The sequence below is a fragment of the Janthinobacterium sp. GW823-FHT06H09 genome, from assembly GCF_058794735.1.
In genome coordinates this window covers 1-16,493 of record NZ_JBXAHC010000017.1, presented here as the reverse complement: position 1 = coordinate 16,493, position 16,493 = coordinate 1, and the positions used below count along the sequence as shown (strand labels likewise).

The window sequence follows — 16,493 nt, the reverse complement described above, 5'->3', positions numbered from 1 at the left end:
ACCCAGGCACAATGCGCCGGCCGCACCACTCACTGAAAGCAAGGCAATCACATGGAACAGATCCGCATTCGCGGCGCTCGCACGCATAACCTCAAGAATATCAATCTCGATTTGCCGCGCAATAAGCTGATCGTGATTACCGGCTTATCCGGCTCCGGCAAGTCTTCGCTGGCCTTCGATACCCTGTACGCGGAAGGCCAGCGCCGCTATGTCGAATCGCTGTCGGCCTACGCGCGCCAGTTCCTGCAATTGATGGAAAAGCCCGATGTCGACCTGATCGAGGGGCTATCCCCCGCCATCTCCATCGAACAGAAGGCAACGTCGCACAACCCGCGCTCGACGGTGGGCACCGTGACGGAAATCCACGATTATCTGCGCCTGCTGTATGCGCGCGTGGGCACGCCCTACTGCCCCGATCATCCGGAAAACGCACTGGCCGCCCAGTCCGTATCGCAAATGGTCGATGCCGTGCTGGCCATGCCGGAAGACACCAAGCTGATGATACTGGCGCCCGTCGTCGCCAACCGCAAGGGCGAGCACGTGGATCTGTTCGAGCAGATGCAGGCGCAGGGCTTCGTGCGCTTCCGCGTGCAGAGCGGCACGCATGCGGCCAAGATCTATGAAGTCGATGACCTCCCGAAATTAAAGAAAACGGAAAAACACACGATCGACGTCGTCATCGACCGGGTCAAGGTGAACCAGGAGATCAAGCAACGCCTGGCGGAAAGTTTCGAGACGGCCCTGCGCCTGGCCGATGGCCGCGCCATTGCCTACGAAATGGATACCGCTCAGGAACACGTGTACTCAAACAAGTTCGCCTGCAATGTGTGTGGCTATTCCCTGCAGGAACTGGAACCGCGTCTGTTCTCGTTCAACAACCCCATGGGCGCCTGCCCCGAATGCGACGGCCTGGGACATATTGAATTCTTTGACCCGAAACGCATCGTCGCGTTCCCGAACCTGTCGCTGGCCTCGGGCGCCGTCAAGGGCTGGGACCGCCGCAACCAGTTTTACTTCCAGATGCTGTCGAACCTGGCCGCGTATTACGAGTTCGACCTGGACATGCCGTTCGAGCAGCTGGACTTGAATTCACAGCAAGCCGTGCTGTACGGTTCCGGCAAGCAAGTGATTCCGTTTAGCTATGTCAACGAACGGGGCCGCACCGTCATCAAGGAACACACGTTCGAAGGCGTGGTCAATAATTTGCAGCGCCGCTACCGCGAGACGGACTCGATGGCCGTCAAGGAAGAATTGGCCAAGTTTATCAATGAAAAATGCTGCCCGTCCTGCGATGGGGCGCGCCTGCGCGTGGAAGCGCGCTTCGTCAAGGTCGGCACCGGCAAGCAGCAGCGCGCCATTTATGAAGTGGCGGGAAAACCGCTGCGCGAGACCCTGGAATTCTTTGAAAAACTGAAACTGACGGGCGCCAAGAAAGAGATCGCCGACCGGGTGGTCAAGGAAATTATTTCGCGCCTGAAATTCCTCAACAACGTGGGCCTCGACTACCTGTCCCTGGACCGCAGCGCCGATACGTTGTCCGGCGGCGAAGCACAACGCATCCGCCTCGCGTCGCAAATCGGCTCCGGTTTGACAGGTGTCATGTATGTGCTCGATGAGCCGTCGATCGGCTTGCACCAGCGCGATAATGACCGCCTGATCGAAACCTTGAAACACTTGCGCGACATCGGCAACAGCGTGCTGGTGGTCGAGCATGACGAAGACGCCATCCGCACGGCCGACTACATCGTCGACATGGGTATCGGCGCGGGCGTGCACGGCGGCGAGATCATCGCCGAAGGCACCCTGCAAGACATCCTGAAAAACAAGAAATCGCTGACGGCGCAGTACCTGAACGGCAAGCTGAAGATCGCCGTGCCCGCCAAGCGCCATGCGAGCAACCCGGAAAAGCAGCTGGTGATTACTGGTGCGACGGGCAACAACCTCAAAAAGGTCTCGCTGAGCTTGCCGGTGGGCTTGATGACGTGCGTGACGGGCGTGTCCGGCTCGGGCAAATCGTCGCTGGTCAACGATACCCTGTATCCGGCCCTGTCGCGCCATCTGTACGGTTCGCAGACGGAACCGGCACCGCACGAATCGATCAGCGGCCTGGAACACTTCGACAAGGTCATTTCCGTCGACCAAGCGCCGATCGGCCGCACGCCGCGCTCGAATCCCGCCACGTACACCGGCTTGTTTACGCCGATCCGCGATTTGTTCTCCACCGTGCCGACGGCCAAGGAACGCGGCTACAGCGCGGGCCGCTTCTCGTTCAACGTGAAGGGCGGACGCTGCGAAGCGTGCCAGGGCGATGGCGTGATCAAGGTCGAGATGCACTTCCTGCCCGACGTCTACGTGCCGTGCGACGTGTGCCACGGCAAGCGCTACAACCGCGAAACGCTGGAAGTGCACTACAAGGGCAAGAACATCACGGAAGTGCTGGGCATGACGGTGGAAGAGGCGCATGAATTCTTCAAGCCCGTGCCCTTGATCGCACGCAAGCTGCAAACCCTGCTCGACGTGGGCCTCGGCTACATCAAGCTGGGCCAGAGCGCTACCACCCTGTCCGGCGGCGAGGCGCAGCGTGTGAAATTGTCGCTGGAACTGTCCAAGCGCGACACGGGCCGCACCCTGTACATCCTCGATGAACCGACGACGGGCCTGCACTTCCACGACATCGACTTGCTGCTGAAAGTCATCCACCGCCTGCGCGACCAGGGCAACACGCTCGTCATCATCGAGCACAACCTGGACGTCATCAAGACGGCCGACTGGATCGTCGACCTGGGTCCCGAAGGCGGCGCCGGCGGCGGGCAGATCATCGCCAGCGGCACGCCGGAAGACGTGGCCGTCAATCCTGCCAGCGTGACAGGCAAGTACCTGGGACCGCTGCTCAAGCAGTAACAACAGCAGCGCAATAAAAAACGGCGCGGATTGCTCATGCAATCCGCGCCGTTTTTTATTCCCGAGTCTACGGCAATGCCGGCAGGGTCACGTTTTTGTCCTTGGCTACTTCCGCAACTTTCATTTCCATATAGCTCCAGACCTTTTCCAGCGCATCATAAAAGACAATGGCCTCATCAAGTACACGGGGAGCAAGCAAACACATGCCGCGCGTCTTCTGCGCTGGGTGGTCGCTCATGGTGGCATCCCAGGACTGTACCGTCAGCACTTGAATCTTCCATCGCTCGGTCGCCTTCTTCCGGCCAGCCTCCACAGCCTTCCCGCTCTCATCCGCCCAGATATTCGTAAAGAACGTCACGGAGTCGTCGTCCGACCACACGCCGCGTTGTTTCAAGGCAGCCACCATGCCGTCCAGCTTTTTTTGATGTCCGGCCTGCTGCTGCCTGAGGCGCTCGACATTGTTCTTCATGCCTGCAGCAAATGTGTCGTCATATCGCTTGGCATAGTCCGCACTTTCACAATCCTGGCGGTGGTCGGCATGAGCGCCGCTGCCGAGCAGGCAGGCAGCCAAGGTACTAATAATGATGAGCGTGTTTTTCATTTTTTGGGCAGGCATGACAGCAATAATTTCCATATAGAAATATTATACCGGCAATAAAAAACGGCGCGGATTGCTCATGCAATCCGCGCCGTTTCTCTTTTGATAGCACCCCAGTCATTGCCGGCGTGTCGTTTATCGCACGCCAGTCTTTGCCGGCGTGTTTCTCCCCCACTACTAAACGCTTACTCAGCCAGACGCTTTTCCAGCGCCGCCTTGTGATCTGCCAATTCTTGCGGCAGATGATACGCGAGTTTTTCAAACAATTCCGTATGCAATTTCAATTCTTCCACCCACGCGGCCTTGTCGATCGAGGTGATGGTGTCGAATTGTTGTTGCGTGAATGGCAAGCCATCCCAGTTCAGATCGCCATACTGCGGTGTCGTGCCGAACAGGTTTTCCACGCCGCCCGCCTTGCCTTCGATGCGCTCAAGCATCCATTTCAGCACGCGCATGTTGTCGCCAAAGCCAGGCCAGACGAACTTGCCTGCCTCGTCCGTGCGGAACCAGTTGACGCAGTAGATCTTCGGCAGGGCCGACGCGTTGACTTTGCCCACCTTGACGCCCATGTCCAGCCAGTGCTGGAAGTAATCACTCATGTTATAGCCGATAAACGGCAACATGGCAAACGGATCGCGGCGCACGATGCCCATCTGGCCCACGGCTGCAGCCGTCGTTTCCGAACCCATGGTGGCGGCCATGTACACGCCTTCGACCCAGTTGCGTGCTTCGGTGACGAGCGGCACGGTGGTCGAGCGGCGGCCGCCGAAGATGAAGGCGGAGATCGGCACGCCGGCCGGATCGTCCCAGGCCGCGTCGATCACGGGATTTTGCGTTGCCGCAACCGTGAAGCGTGCGTTCGGGTGCGCGGCCTTGGTGCCGGACGCCGGCGTCCAGTCCTTGCCCTGCCAGTCGATCAGGTGGCTAGGCGCTTCCTTGGTCAAGCCTTCCCACCACACGTCGCCGTCGTCCGTCAGCGCCACGTTGGTGAAAATCGTGTTGTCGCGCATGGAGGCCATGCAGTTGTAATTGGTTTTTTCGTTGGTGCCCGGCGCCACGCCGAAGTAGCCCGCTTCCGGGTTGATCGCATATAAGCGGCCATCGGCGCCCGGCTTGATCCAGGCGATATCGTCGCCGATGGTGGTCACTTTCCAGCCATTAAAACTTGCCGGCGGGATCAGCATGGCGAAGTTGGTCTTGCCGCAAGCCGACGGGAACGCTGCCGCCACATAATGCTTCTTGCCTTCCGGTGATTCCACGCCGAGGATCAGCATGTGTTCGGCCAGCCAGCCCGGGTTGTTGTCCGATGCTTGCGCTTCCTGGTAGCCCATGTTCGAGGCGATGCGCAGGGCGAAACATTTCTTGCCCAGCAAGGCGTTGCCGCCGTAGCCGGAACCGAAGGACCAGATTTCGCGCGTTTCCGGGAAATGCACGATGTACTTGGTGCTGTTGCACGGCCATTTCACGTCTTGCTGGCCGGCCGCCAGCGGCGCGCCCACGCTGTGCACGCACGGCACGAATTCGCCATCGGTGCCCAGCACGTCGTACACGGCACGGCCCATGCGGGTCATGATCTTCATGTTGACGGCGACATACGGCGAATCGGACAGTTCCACGCCGATGTGGGCGATCGGCGAACCCAGCGGGCCCATCGAGAATGGCACGACGTACATGGTGCGGCCGCGCATGCAGCCGTCGAACAGGCCATTCAGGGTGTGGCGCATTTCGCCAGGCTCGGTCCAGTTATTCGTCGGGCCGGCCGCTTCTTTCGTTGCCGAGCAAATATACGTGCGGTCTTCGACGCGGGCCACATCGCTCGGATCGGAGCAGGCCAGGTAGGAATTCGGGCGCTTGTCGGCATTGAGTTTTTTCATGGTGCCGCTGGCAACCATCTCGGCGCACAGGCGCTCGTACTCTTCCTGCGAACCATCGCACCAGTAGATGCGGTCTGGCTTGGTCAGCGCGGCAATGTCGGCCACCCAGTTGATCAGTTTCTGTTGTTTAATATAAGCTGGGACGTTGAGTGCGGCGACGCCACCCATGACGGGCTGATTCATATTACCTCCAATACCAATAAAAGAAATTCTGGTCGTTCCGGCAAGACAGGCAGCATCGTTGAGAGGTGGCTGCGGCTCACTGCGGGCGGTGTGTTCACACGGGCAGGGCTCTGGTGTCGTGTCCGCCGCGGCGTTCGCGCCAGCGGCATTTACCTGGATCATGCTCCCGGGCTGCAGGAACAGTTTGCGCTATCACTATAATCACGAAGCTTCAAAAGTGCCGGCGATTGTACACCCGCGTAACGGCTATTCTCGCAAAAATGTAGGAGAATAGCTTGACTAATGTAGTAGGCTATTCAGCATTTCCCGTATCCTGTTATTTCCCTACCAAATCCTTACTAAAATCGGCCATCCACCATGAAAATTGCCATACTCGATGATTACCAGGATGCCGTGCGCGGCCTCGATTGTTTCAAATTGCTCGACGGCCACGAGGTCAAAGTGTTCAGCAATACGGCGCGGGGCCTGGGCCAGCTGGCGATCCGCCTGGCGCCGTTCGACGCGCTGGTGCTGATCCGCGAACGCAGCAGTTTCAACCGTGCCTTGCTGTCGAAACTGCCGAACCTGAAACTGATTTCGCAAACGGGCAAGGTCAGCGGACACATCGATGTGGCGGCCGCCACCGAGCTGGGCATCGCCATCGCGGAAGGCATCGGCTCGCCCACGGCGCCGGCCGAACTGACGTGGGCGCTGATCATGGCGGCGCAGCGCAAGATCGTGCCGTACGCGCAACATTTGCAGGAGGGGCTGTGGCAGACGTCGTCGCTGGAGCCAAAGCACAACACGCTCGGTACGGTATTGAAAGGGCGCACCCTGGCGATCTGGGGCTACGGCAAGATCGGCCAATTGATCGCCGGCTATGGCCGCGCCTTCGGCATGACCATCCTCGTGTGGGGCAGCGAAGCAAGCCGCGCAGCGGCCGTGGCGGCCGGTGATACGGCGGCAGAATCGCGCGCGGCCTTCTTTGAACAGGCCGACGTGCTGAGCTTGCATCTGCGCCTGTCCGACAAGACACGCGGCCTGGTCACAAGCGAGGATCTGGCGCGCATGAAGCCGACGTCCCTGTTCGTCAACACGAGCCGCGCCGAACTGGTGGCCGAGGGCGCGCTGGAAGCGGCGTTGCCACAAGGGCATCCGGGCGCCGCCGCGCTCGACGTGTTTACGGACGAGCCGCTGCCGCCAGGCTCGCCGCTACTGCTGCTGCCGAACGTACTGGCCACGCCACACCTGGGCTACGTCGAGCGTGACAGCTATGAGCTGTATTTCCGCTACGCCTTGCAAAACATCGTCGATTTTACGCAGCATCAATGCACGCGCCTGCTCAATCCCGAAGCATTGCAGCATGCGCGCCAAGCCCCTCAAGAGCGCTGAAAGCCCTTGATCAGGTCGGGCTCGCCCGTGATGCGGATGGCGGGCGCGGACAGCACGTGCCGGCCGCGCCACAGGCCGGTCCAGCCGGGCGGCCAGGCGATGTCAGGTCCACTGTACGGAGCCACGCCGGCGCGCACGGCGACCACCGGCACGGGCGGCATGTCTTGCAAGGGCTCGCCTGGCGCGCGCTGCATGTCCAGGCTGTACATATAATGGGGTAATAATGCATCGCAGACGCGGCCAAACCACTCGCTATGGTCGTCGTCGCGCCCCAGCGCCTGTGCCAGGCCTTGCGGATCAAAACGGGCCAGGGCATCGATCAACTCGCCAGTGGAAGCGCCGGGAGAGTCTCCCCAGCCCATCACGGGATTGACGTTGTAATCGGCGCCCGAGCCATACCAGCCTTCGCGCCAGGGACGCTGCATCCAGTCGCGCGGCCCCGTAAACAAATGCCAGCGCCAGTGCAGCCCGGATGGCTTGGGCCAGGAATACAGATACAGTTTTTGATAGCCGGCCTGGTGCAGTGCGCGCACCATGGCCATCAGGCGCGCATGCGGCATGCGGTCGGGCGGCGCGCGGCGAAACAGGATCGCTTCGCCATCGGCAAACTGCACGTCGTCGGTCGACAGGTTCAGGTCCAGGGTCCGCGCTTCGCTGCCGAAACGGGCGGCGATCCAGCCCGTCAGCAAATTGACGGACGTGATCACCCCGTAACCGCGGTGGCGGTGAAAAATGACGGTGCCGGGAGCGAGCGCTTTCATACGGAGTCGGGGGTGGCTGGCAAACAAAGAAACCAGTGTACTCACAGATGGCCAAATTTTCCAGATGCGGCGCAAGCGCAGGCGGCAAGCACGCCGTCCCATCCGCAGCGTCATTCACGCAAGGGCGGCAATCCACGATATCATGCGCGTCATTCTCCACTGACATCGTGACCACATCATGACATTGCGCATACTCGCCACCGGCGGCACTTTCGACAAGCACTACAACGAATTGAACGGTACCCTGGGCTTTTCCGACAGTCATTTGCCGGCAGCGATTGCCCGCGCGCGCATGACGGCGCCCGTGGCGCTGGAGCAATTGCCACTGCTGGACTCGCTCGACATGCAGGATGCGGACCGCCAGCGCGTGCTCGCCTCGTGCCGCGCGGCACAAGAAAAAGCCATCGTCATCATCCACGGCACCGACACCATGCGCGAAACGGCGCAAGTGCTGGGCGCGGCGAACCTGCAGCAAACGGTCATTTTGACGGGCGCCATGATTCCCTACGAAATCGACAACTCCGATGCCCTGTTCAATCTGGGCTTTGCCTGCGGCGTGGCGCAAACCTTGCCAGCCGGCGTCTACGTGGCCATGAATGGCCAGATATTTGCATGGGACAATGTGCAAAAGAACCGCGCCGCCGGGGTGTTCCAGCCCTTGTAAGCGATGGCACAGGACAGGGTGCAACAAGCAGACCAGCAAACGGCCTGACCGACACTCTGTCACAATTCGACCCGCCCGCTTTCAGCGGGCTTTTTTTACATTTTTTTACGCTGCATAAATTCTGCAATACAACATTTTTCATCTAATTATTGCTGGTAAAACATCGAATTGCCAATACAATAATTTTATGTTGCAAAAAAACGCCATTGATCATTTTTAAAAACGCAGATATTTATAAATATAAAATCTATATTTAACATTTAAATCAAATATTCTTCAGTATCTCGAATTTATTGCCAAATCCGACACGGTTGAGGTGCATTTTTTCTTGCTGAGACGACATAATGTTTGCCTCGACAAGTCAAAAGTGCATTTATAACAATATTGCGCTAAGTAGTCTTCCACCTCCCACCGACGTGGTTCCGCCTACCGTACACGAGCACCGCTGGGCATCTACCCGATGACCAGAACGGTGCTCGTGTACTGCTTGTCGTTATTAAAACTACTACGGAGTAATTGTTACAATGGCATTTAAAGAAAAGATTGGCGTACGCAGCGTACGCCTGGCCCTGACCGTCCTGGCAGGCAGCGTTTTGTTCTCCGGCCAATCCATGGCGGACGAAGCAATTCAAAAAGTTGAAATTACCGGTTCGAGCATCAAGCGTATCGCTGTCGAAGGCGCCTTGCCTGTACAGCGCCTGTCGCAAGAAGCGATCGCCAAATCGGGCGCCACTTCGGTTGCCGACCTGATCCAGGCCCTGCCGGCGATGCAAGGCTTCACCATCGGCGCCGTCGCCGCCGGTTCCGACTCGGGCGGCAATACCAGTGCTTCGCTGCACGGTATCGGCGAAACCTACACCCTGGTGCTGTTGAACGGCCGCCGCATCGCGCCACAAGGTTCCGGCACCACGGTCAACCTGAACGCCATCCCGATGAGCGCCGTTGAACGCGTCGAAATCCTGACCGACGGCGCTTCGGCACTGTACGGCTCGGACGCCATCGCCGGCGTACTGAACTTCATCCTGAAGAAAAACCAGCAAGGCGCCACCCTGGAAGCCACCTACGGCGGTCCGGAAGACAAGGGCGGCAACGCCTGGAACACCAGCGTCACCTACGGTTTCGGCGACCTGGACGAAGACCGTTTCAACGTGCTGTTGTCGTACCGCCATGACGAGCAATCGAAACTGCGCGCCACCGACCGCACGTTCGCCGCTACCTCGTACGTGCCGTTCAGCCGCAACGGCAATAACTACATCTGGGACCGCACCAGCACATCGGCTTCGCCAGCAGGCGCCACGGTTGCCTACAAGAGCGGTGCGCCATCGACCGCGTTTTCGCCTTACCTGGCTAAAAATGGCAATTGCCCTGAAGGTTTCGACGTCACCACCGCCAATGCACGCGCTTGCGGCTTCGACACGGGTTCCACCGTGGAAATCGTACCGCAATCGAAACGCGACAGCCTGTTCTCCAAAGCGACGTACAAGCTGAACGACAACCTGAATGCATTCGCCGAACTGGCCTACTCGCGCTACGACCTGACGGCGCGTATCGCCGCCAATCCGATCCCGATCGCAATCGCCAAGGACAGCGCGCTGTACAACACCTATGTGTCGCCCTACCTGACGCCAGCGCAACGTGCCGACGTCAAATCCGTGACGGCCAACTACCGCAGCACCGACTTCGGCCTGCGTGCCAGCAACACCATCACCGAAACCAAACACATGGTCGTCGGTGTGGAAGGCGAACTGGGCGCGTGGAACTTCGAAAGCGGCCTGACCTGGTCGCAAAACTCGATCGACGAGCGCTACACGGGCGGTTACCAGAAGAGCCAGGAATTCAAGAATATCCTGGCCAATCCGGACTTCAATCCTTTTGCTGCGACACAAAAGCCATCCGTGCAAGCACAGGTCGCTGGCGCGCAATTCGTCGGCTCCGTGCGCACCGCATCGACCACGATGCGCGGCATCGACACGCACGGCTCGCGTGAATTGTTCAGCCTGCCAGGCGGCAAGGCCAGCCTCGGTATCGGCGGCGACTACCGCACCTATACGTATGAGCAATCGCCAGGCGCCACCGGCGACGACATCTACAGCTTCAACACCAAGCCAGCCTACGACATGAGCCGCGACACCTACGGCGCCTTCGTCGAGTTGCTGGCACCGCTGACCAAGTCGTTCGAAATGACCGTCGGCGGCCGTTACGATGCTGTCAAGGCGATCGATGACAAGCTGAACAACAAAACTGTCGGCAAAAAAGACAGCGCCAATACCTACAAGGTATCGGCACGCTGGCAGCCGGTACAGACCGTGCTGATCCGCGGTTCCTACGGCACGGGCTTCAAGGCGCCAAGCATGCTGGACATCGCTCAGCCACTGGTCAACGCCGGCTTTACCGCCAAGAAATTTGACTGCCCATACCCAGGTAACGCACTGTGCCGCGCGGAAGCAACGCAATACAACGCGGTATCGCAAGGCAACCCGGATCTGCAATCGGAAAAATCGAAGCAGTTCACCCTGGGCTTCCGTGTCGAGCCTAGCTCGGCATTCTCGTTCGGCGCCGACCTGTGGGATGTGAAATTGCGCAATGCCGTGTCGGAAGTATCCGAAGAGCAAGCATTTGCCGATCCGGTCAAGTATGCATCGAGCTTCGGTGAATACATCGAGCCATCGACCGGCATCGCTTACTACGCGTTCAAGAAACTGTCGGTCAACATCGGCAAGAAGGAATACCGTGGTATCGACTGGGATCTGTCGGCCAACCACAAGTTTTCTTTCGGCAAGCTGACCGCCCAATTGAGCGGTACGCACATGTTGCACGCCAACTACACCAAAGCCGGTAGCGACAATGTGTTCACCAGCAACATGAACTTCTTCGGCGACACCAACGAAGTCACGTTCCGCAACCTGATGAAGCTGACGACGACCCTCGATACGGGCCGCCTGAGCAACACGGTCACGGTTAACTACCGTAACGGCTACACCGATGCTCCCGCTACCGTGTACAACCTGGCGACCCAAAAAGAAGAGAAAAACTTCCGCCTGCAAGTACCGTCGTACACGACGTTCGACTGGCAAGCACGTTTCGCCTTTGACAAGCAAACCACGATCCGCGCAGGCATCAAAAACCTGTTCGACCGTGCACCGCCGCTGTCGCTGCGCGCTTCGTCGGGCCACCAGATCGGTTTCGACCCACGCTACGCCGATCCGATGATGCGTTCGTTCTACGTCACCGGCAACTACAAGTTCTAATTTGACGTGTTGAATTAGCTTGTCCGAAAGCGCCTTGCACTTCACCGTGCAAGGCGCTTTTTTTATGCGCCCGCAAATTGCACAGGCGAAAAAAAAGGAGCCTCAGCTCCTTTTCCGTACCTGCACAACTGCTTTTATGCAGTCGCTTCACCGCCCAATGCTTCGACCACGTCGGCCATCAGCTTGGAGAGCTCGCCCGTCATCAGCATCACGTCGCCGTCGAAACGCTCTTCGTCGTTCTTCGTGCTCGATTCCGTTTCCTTGATCACGTCGAGCGGCTTGACGCTCTTGATGGCCAAGGACTCCGTCAGCACGAACGAGATCTTGTCGTTCCACGTCATGGCCAGGCGCGTGCACTGCTTGCCGGCCGCGATGTGGCGGCGCACATCGTCCGCTTCCAAGGTGTGGCGCACGTAGCGCACGGTAGCCTTGCTCTCGCCCGTGGCGCGCAATTCCGTATCCATGTCGACCGTGAAGCCGGCCGGCGCGTCGTCCGCCTGCAGCCACTCCGTCATCACCGCCACGGGCGAGCGCTGCACGCGCAGGCTTTCGAGCGGCAGTTTGTCGACGGCTTTGAGCAGCAGCTTGATGACTTCATCGGCCTTCGCCGGGCTGGCGGCATCGACCACCAGCCAGCCATTGACGGGGTCGATCCACGTCCAGACGTTGCTGCGGATGCTGAAGGCGCGCGGCAGCAGCTCGTCGGCCACGCGTTCCTTCAATTCCTTCATGGCCTTTTTACCAGGCGCAAAGCCTTGCGCTTCTTCCATCTCGGCGGCGCGGGCCTTGGCCACCTGGTTGATGACGGTGGCTGGCAGCAGTTTCTTTTCCGTGCCCAGCAAGATCAGCATTTGCTTGTTGACCACGTGGACCAGGCCGCCGTTCGGGCGTGGCGTATCCCAGCCCTGGCGCATCAGATCCATGCTGGTCGCCGGCGTAAATTTGTTCGAGGACAAGGCCTCTTCCAGTTGTTCTGGCGTGTAAGCCCACGGTGCGGGCAGGCGGTAAATCTGAAGATTCTTGAACCACATAGTTTTTGTCTTCCGTTTGTTTCAGTAGTGCCAGGGGAACGCCATTCTACACTTTCGACACGGGAATGCCGTCAAAAGCGCGGACTGGCGCGGTGTTGTTGATGCATGGGGAATGTCGCTACAGGGCGGGAAACAGCTCCGCCTGGGCTGGCGCCTGCCGCGTCATGACGGCCGGATCGGACAAGGTCGAGATGCGCACGCCCAGCAGGCGGATTTTCTTGTCAAATGGCACGCGCCGCAAGCAGTCGCGGCTGGCGCGCAGGATGGCGGCGGCGTCCGCCGTGGCACTGGGCAGGGTGATGTCGCGCGTGACCGTGCTGAAATCCTCGAAGCGCAGCTTGATGCCCACCGTGCGCCCCGCCAGCGACTGCTTGTCGAGGTCGCCCGCCACGCGCGTGCAAAGGCTTTCCAGCTTTTCCGACAGCGTGGCGCGGTCGCGCACCACCTGCAAGTCGCGCTCGAACGTCGTTTCGCGGCTGACGGACTTGGTTTCCCGGCTCGTCTGCACGGGCCGCTCATCGATGCCCAGCGCCGCCTGGCGCAGCCAGCCCGTGTACAGGTCGCCGAACTGCGTGCGCAGCATGGCCATGTCGGCTTGCGCCAGCTCGCCGATGGTGATAATGCCCAGCGCTTCCAGCTTGGCCGTGGCTTTCGGGCCGATGCCATTGATCTTTTTCGCCGGCAAGGGCCACACGCGCGTTTCCACATCCTCGGGCGACAAAATGGTGAGCCCGTCGGGTTTTTCCAGGTCGGAACAGATTTTTGCCAGCAATTTGTTCGGCGCCAGGCCGATCGAGCACGACAGGCCCGTCGCCTCGAACACGGCCGCCTTCAGGCGCGCCGCCATGGCCGGTGCCTGCTCGCCGTATTCGGTCAGGTCGACATAGATTTCATCGATGCCCACGTTCTGGATGATGGGGCACAGCTGGGCCACTGCCTGCTTGAAGCGGGCCGAATACTCGCGGTAAGCCTCGAAATCGGCCGGCAGCAGGATGCTGTCGGGCGCCAGTTTCGCCGCCTTCATGATGCCCATGGCGGAAAACACGCCAAACTTGCGCGCCGCATAGGTCGACGTGGTGACGACGCCGCGCCCCACGTAGTCGCGCATGCGCGCGAATTGCCGCGTGCCGTCTTCCTGCAACAGGGGTTGCTGCAAGCGTCCGCCGCCGATGACGACGGCTTCGCCGCGCAATTCCGGATATTTCAACAGTTCCACGGAGGCGAAAAAGGCATCCATGTCCAGATGGGCTATCCAGCGGCGCGGTTCAGGCAATGTAGGGGCAGATGTGGTCAAGGACACCTCGCGGCGGGATACTGTAGTTATATACAGTATCGCTGGAAATGCCCATGGATGCAAGTTGAAACGCACGCGCTCCGCAGTTGCTTTTCTCAATAGCAAGATTACAATCCTGACACGACTATAAAAGGAGTTGCCTTGTCTACAGCACATCAAGCTTTGCGCCGCCTGGCCGTCTGCTCATCCATCCTGCTGTCCACGCTGGCGCCATCCGCGCAGGCCGCCGACGCCACCGCACCCATCGCCGCCAAGACGGCCTGGCAGAAAACGCGCCACGGCACCGTGGTTACGGACGACTACCGCTGGCTGCAAAAGAAGACCGATCCTGCCGTGATCGACTACCTGAATGCGGAAAACGCCTATACGGCGGCCGTCACGGCCCCGATCCAGCCGCTGGCCGACAAGCTGACTGCGGAAATCAAGGGACGCATGCAGGAAGTGGACCTGTCCGTGCCTGCGCGCCAGGGCAATTTCTACTATTACACGCGCACGGAAGCGGGCAAGCAGTATCCGATTCACTGCCGCCGCCCCGTCGGCACCAGCGGCGCCTACGATGCGCAGGCGCTTGAAGAAATCTTGCTGGATCAGAATCAACTGGCCGAAGGCCACAAATTTTTTGCCGTGCGCGCGTTTGCCATCAGCCCGAACGAACAATTGCTGGCCTACACCACCGACACGACGGGTTTCCGCCAGTACGCGCTGCATGTCAAGGATTTGAAGACAGGCAAGTTGCTGGGCGACAGCATGCCGCGCGTCACATCCCTGGCCTGGGCGGCCGACAACGCCACCCTGATGCTGACGCAGGAAGACGCCACCACCAAGCGCGCTGACCGCTTGTTCCGCCTGGCCTTGGGCGGCATGCCGCAGCAGGTCTATCACGAGCCGGTAGAGCAATTCGCCATCGGCGTGAGCCGCACGCGCGACCAGCGCTACTTTGTGCTCACGGCGCGCAGCACGGATACGAGCGAAGTGCTGCTGTTGCCAACGAACAAGCCGCAAGGCAGTTTCCAGAGCGTACTGAAACGCGAAAAAGGCCACCGCTACGTCGTCGAACACCGCGACGGCCAGCTGTACATCCTGACCAACAAGGATGCGAAGAATTTCCGCGTCGTCAGCGCGCCATTGAGCACCCCGCAGCCGAAACACTGGAAACCCGTCGTGCCGCACAACAAGGATGCCGTGATCCAGTCCATCGACGTCTTCCAGGGCTATCTGGTGGTGATGGAAAAGGCGCGCGCCCTGAACCGCGCGCGCATCCATGATTTTGCGCACAAGAACTGGAAGACCGTGCAGTTCGACGACCCCGTCTACCTGGCCACGTCCGTCGGTACGCCGGAATTTTCCGCCACGCAATTTCGCATGTCGTACCAGTCGCCCGTCACGCCGCCCACCATCATCGATGTCAGCATGAAGGATGGCCAGCGCACGGTACTGAAGCAGCAGGAAATCGCCGGCGGCTTTGACGGCAGCCGCTACACCACGCAGCGCCTGTGGGTGACAGCGCGCGATGGCGTGCAAGTGCCGCTGTGGGTCGTCTACAAGAAAGGCGTCAAGCTCGACGGTTCCGCGCCGCTGCTGCTGTACTCGTATGGCTCGTATGGCATTTCCACGGAAGCCACTTTCTCCATCAGTCGCATCAGCCTGCTGGAGCGCGGCGTCATCTATGCGCAAGCGCATATCCGCGGCGGCACCGACATGGGCGAAGCGTGGCATGAAGACGGCATGCTGATGAAGAAGAAAAACACCTTCCATGACTTCATCGACAGCGCCGACTACCTGGTGCGCGAAAAATGGACCAGCCCGAACCGCCTGATCATCCAGGGCGGCAGCGCAGGCGGCTTGCTGATGGGCGCCGTCGTCAACATGCGTCCCGAGCTGTTCCACGCCGTGCACGCGGCCGTACCATTCGTCGACGTGATGAACACCATGATGGACGCCAGCCTGCCCCTGACGACGGGAGAGTACCTGGAATGGGGCGACCCGAACCAGAAGGCGGCCTACGACTACATGCTCAGCTACTCGCCTTACGACAACATTGCGCGCAAGAATTATCCCGCCATGCTGGTGACGACGGGCCTGAACGACAGCCAGGTCATGTACTGGGAACCGGCAAAATACGTGGCCAAGCTGCGCGCGTACAAGACGGACGGCAATCCATTGCTGCTGAAAACGAATATGGGCGCCGGCCACGGCGGCGCTTCGGGCCGCTACAACGCCATTGCCGAAAACGCCTTCAACATGGCGTGGATGCTGTCGCAGTGGAACATCACGCAATAATGTGAAAAAGCGCTTGCAGAAGGATTTTAGCCGTCCTATAATAGCGCCTCTTCCAGACGTGGTGACAAACGTCGGGATGGTTTTCTGAGACAAGCAACGGGTGCTTAGCTCAGTTGGTAGAGCGGCGCCCTTACAAGGCGTAGGTCGGGAGTTCGAGCCTCTCAGCACCCACCAAATCAGAAAACTGTCCAGTGCTTCATGGATCAGCAATACAGATCATACGAGCTTGGAGTGGTAGTTCAGTTGGTTAGAATACCGGCCTGTCACGTCGGGGGTCGCGGGTTCGAG

10 protein-coding genes and 1 tRNA gene are annotated in these 16,493 nt (G+C 59.7%); 6 read left to right on the top strand and 5 right to left on the bottom strand.

All coding sequences use genetic code 11. From position 1 onward, the window contains the following. The first annotated feature begins 51 nt into the window (after positions 1–51). Positions 52–2,901 (top strand): excinuclease ABC subunit UvrA, encoded by a 2,850-nt coding sequence (uvrA, locus tag AC1Q6X_RS23790; RefSeq protein ID WP_492498589.1) that lies wholly within the window; start codon positions 52–54, stop codon positions 2,899–2,901. Between the two features lie 67 nt (positions 2,902–2,968). Here the strand turns inward: uvrA and AC1Q6X_RS23785 are convergent, their stop codons facing one another. Together AC1Q6X_RS23785 and AC1Q6X_RS23780 are read right to left on the bottom strand one after the other, a co-directional pair. Further along, the gene (locus AC1Q6X_RS23785; protein ID WP_139143177.1) at positions 2,969–3,535 is read right to left on the bottom strand and encodes a hypothetical protein; all 567 of its coding nucleotides are present in this window, start codon (positions 3,533–3,535) and stop codon (positions 2,969–2,971) included. A gap of 149 nt (positions 3,536–3,684) precedes the next feature. Continuing rightward, entirely contained in the window at positions 3,685–5,556 is a 1,872-nt protein-coding gene (locus AC1Q6X_RS23780) for a phosphoenolpyruvate carboxykinase (GTP) (RefSeq protein WP_492498588.1), read from the bottom strand. 357 nt (positions 5,557–5,913) lie between these two features. Here AC1Q6X_RS23780 and AC1Q6X_RS23775 point away from each other — a divergent pair, with 357 nt between their 5' ends. Next, a complete protein-coding gene (locus AC1Q6X_RS23775) occupies positions 5,914–6,927 on the top strand; it encodes a D-2-hydroxyacid dehydrogenase family protein (RefSeq protein ID WP_492498587.1) in 1,014 nt (337 codons plus the stop codon). Here AC1Q6X_RS23775 and AC1Q6X_RS23770 read toward each other — a convergent pair. After that, complete coding sequence (locus tag AC1Q6X_RS23770; protein WP_492498586.1) at positions 6,915–7,688, bottom strand: L-asparaginase; 774 nt, start codon at positions 7,686–7,688, stop codon at positions 6,915–6,917. The genes AC1Q6X_RS23775 and AC1Q6X_RS23770 overlap by 13 nt on opposite strands. Positions 7,689–7,866: 178 nt before the next feature. Between AC1Q6X_RS23770 and AC1Q6X_RS23765 the strand changes: the two genes are divergently transcribed. Continuing rightward, positions 7,867–8,352, top strand: a complete 486-nt coding sequence (locus AC1Q6X_RS23765) for an asparaginase domain-containing protein (RefSeq protein WP_034781194.1) — start codon at positions 7,867–7,869, stop codon at positions 8,350–8,352. Positions 8,353–8,876: 524 nt separating this feature from the next. Continuing rightward, a complete protein-coding gene (locus AC1Q6X_RS23760; RefSeq protein WP_070224810.1) occupies positions 8,877–11,600 on the top strand; it encodes a TonB-dependent receptor in 2,724 nt (907 codons plus the stop codon). A 134-nt stretch (positions 11,601–11,734) separates the two neighbouring features. Here AC1Q6X_RS23760 and AC1Q6X_RS23755 read toward each other — a convergent pair whose 3' ends face one another. Together AC1Q6X_RS23755 and dinB are read right to left on the bottom strand one after the other, a co-directional pair. Then, positions 11,735–12,631 (bottom strand): recombination-associated protein RdgC, encoded by an 897-nt coding sequence (locus AC1Q6X_RS23755; RefSeq protein WP_034754435.1) that lies wholly within the window; start codon positions 12,629–12,631, stop codon positions 11,735–11,737. Positions 12,632–12,749: 118 nt separating this feature from the next. Then, positions 12,750–13,904, bottom strand: coding sequence for a DNA polymerase IV (gene dinB / locus AC1Q6X_RS23750; RefSeq protein ID WP_492498623.1), 1,155 nt, complete (start codon positions 13,902–13,904; stop codon positions 12,750–12,752). A gap of 162 nt (positions 13,905–14,066) precedes the next feature. Here dinB and AC1Q6X_RS23745 point away from each other — a divergent pair, with 162 nt between their 5' ends. Then, positions 14,067–16,205, top strand: a complete 2,139-nt coding sequence (locus AC1Q6X_RS23745; protein ID WP_492498585.1) for a S9 family peptidase — start codon at positions 14,067–14,069, stop codon at positions 16,203–16,205. Positions 16,206–16,303: 98 nt separating this feature from the next. Next, positions 16,304–16,379: transfer RNA gene (locus AC1Q6X_RS23740), tRNA-Val, on the top strand. Positions 16,380–16,493: the final 114 nt, after the last annotated feature.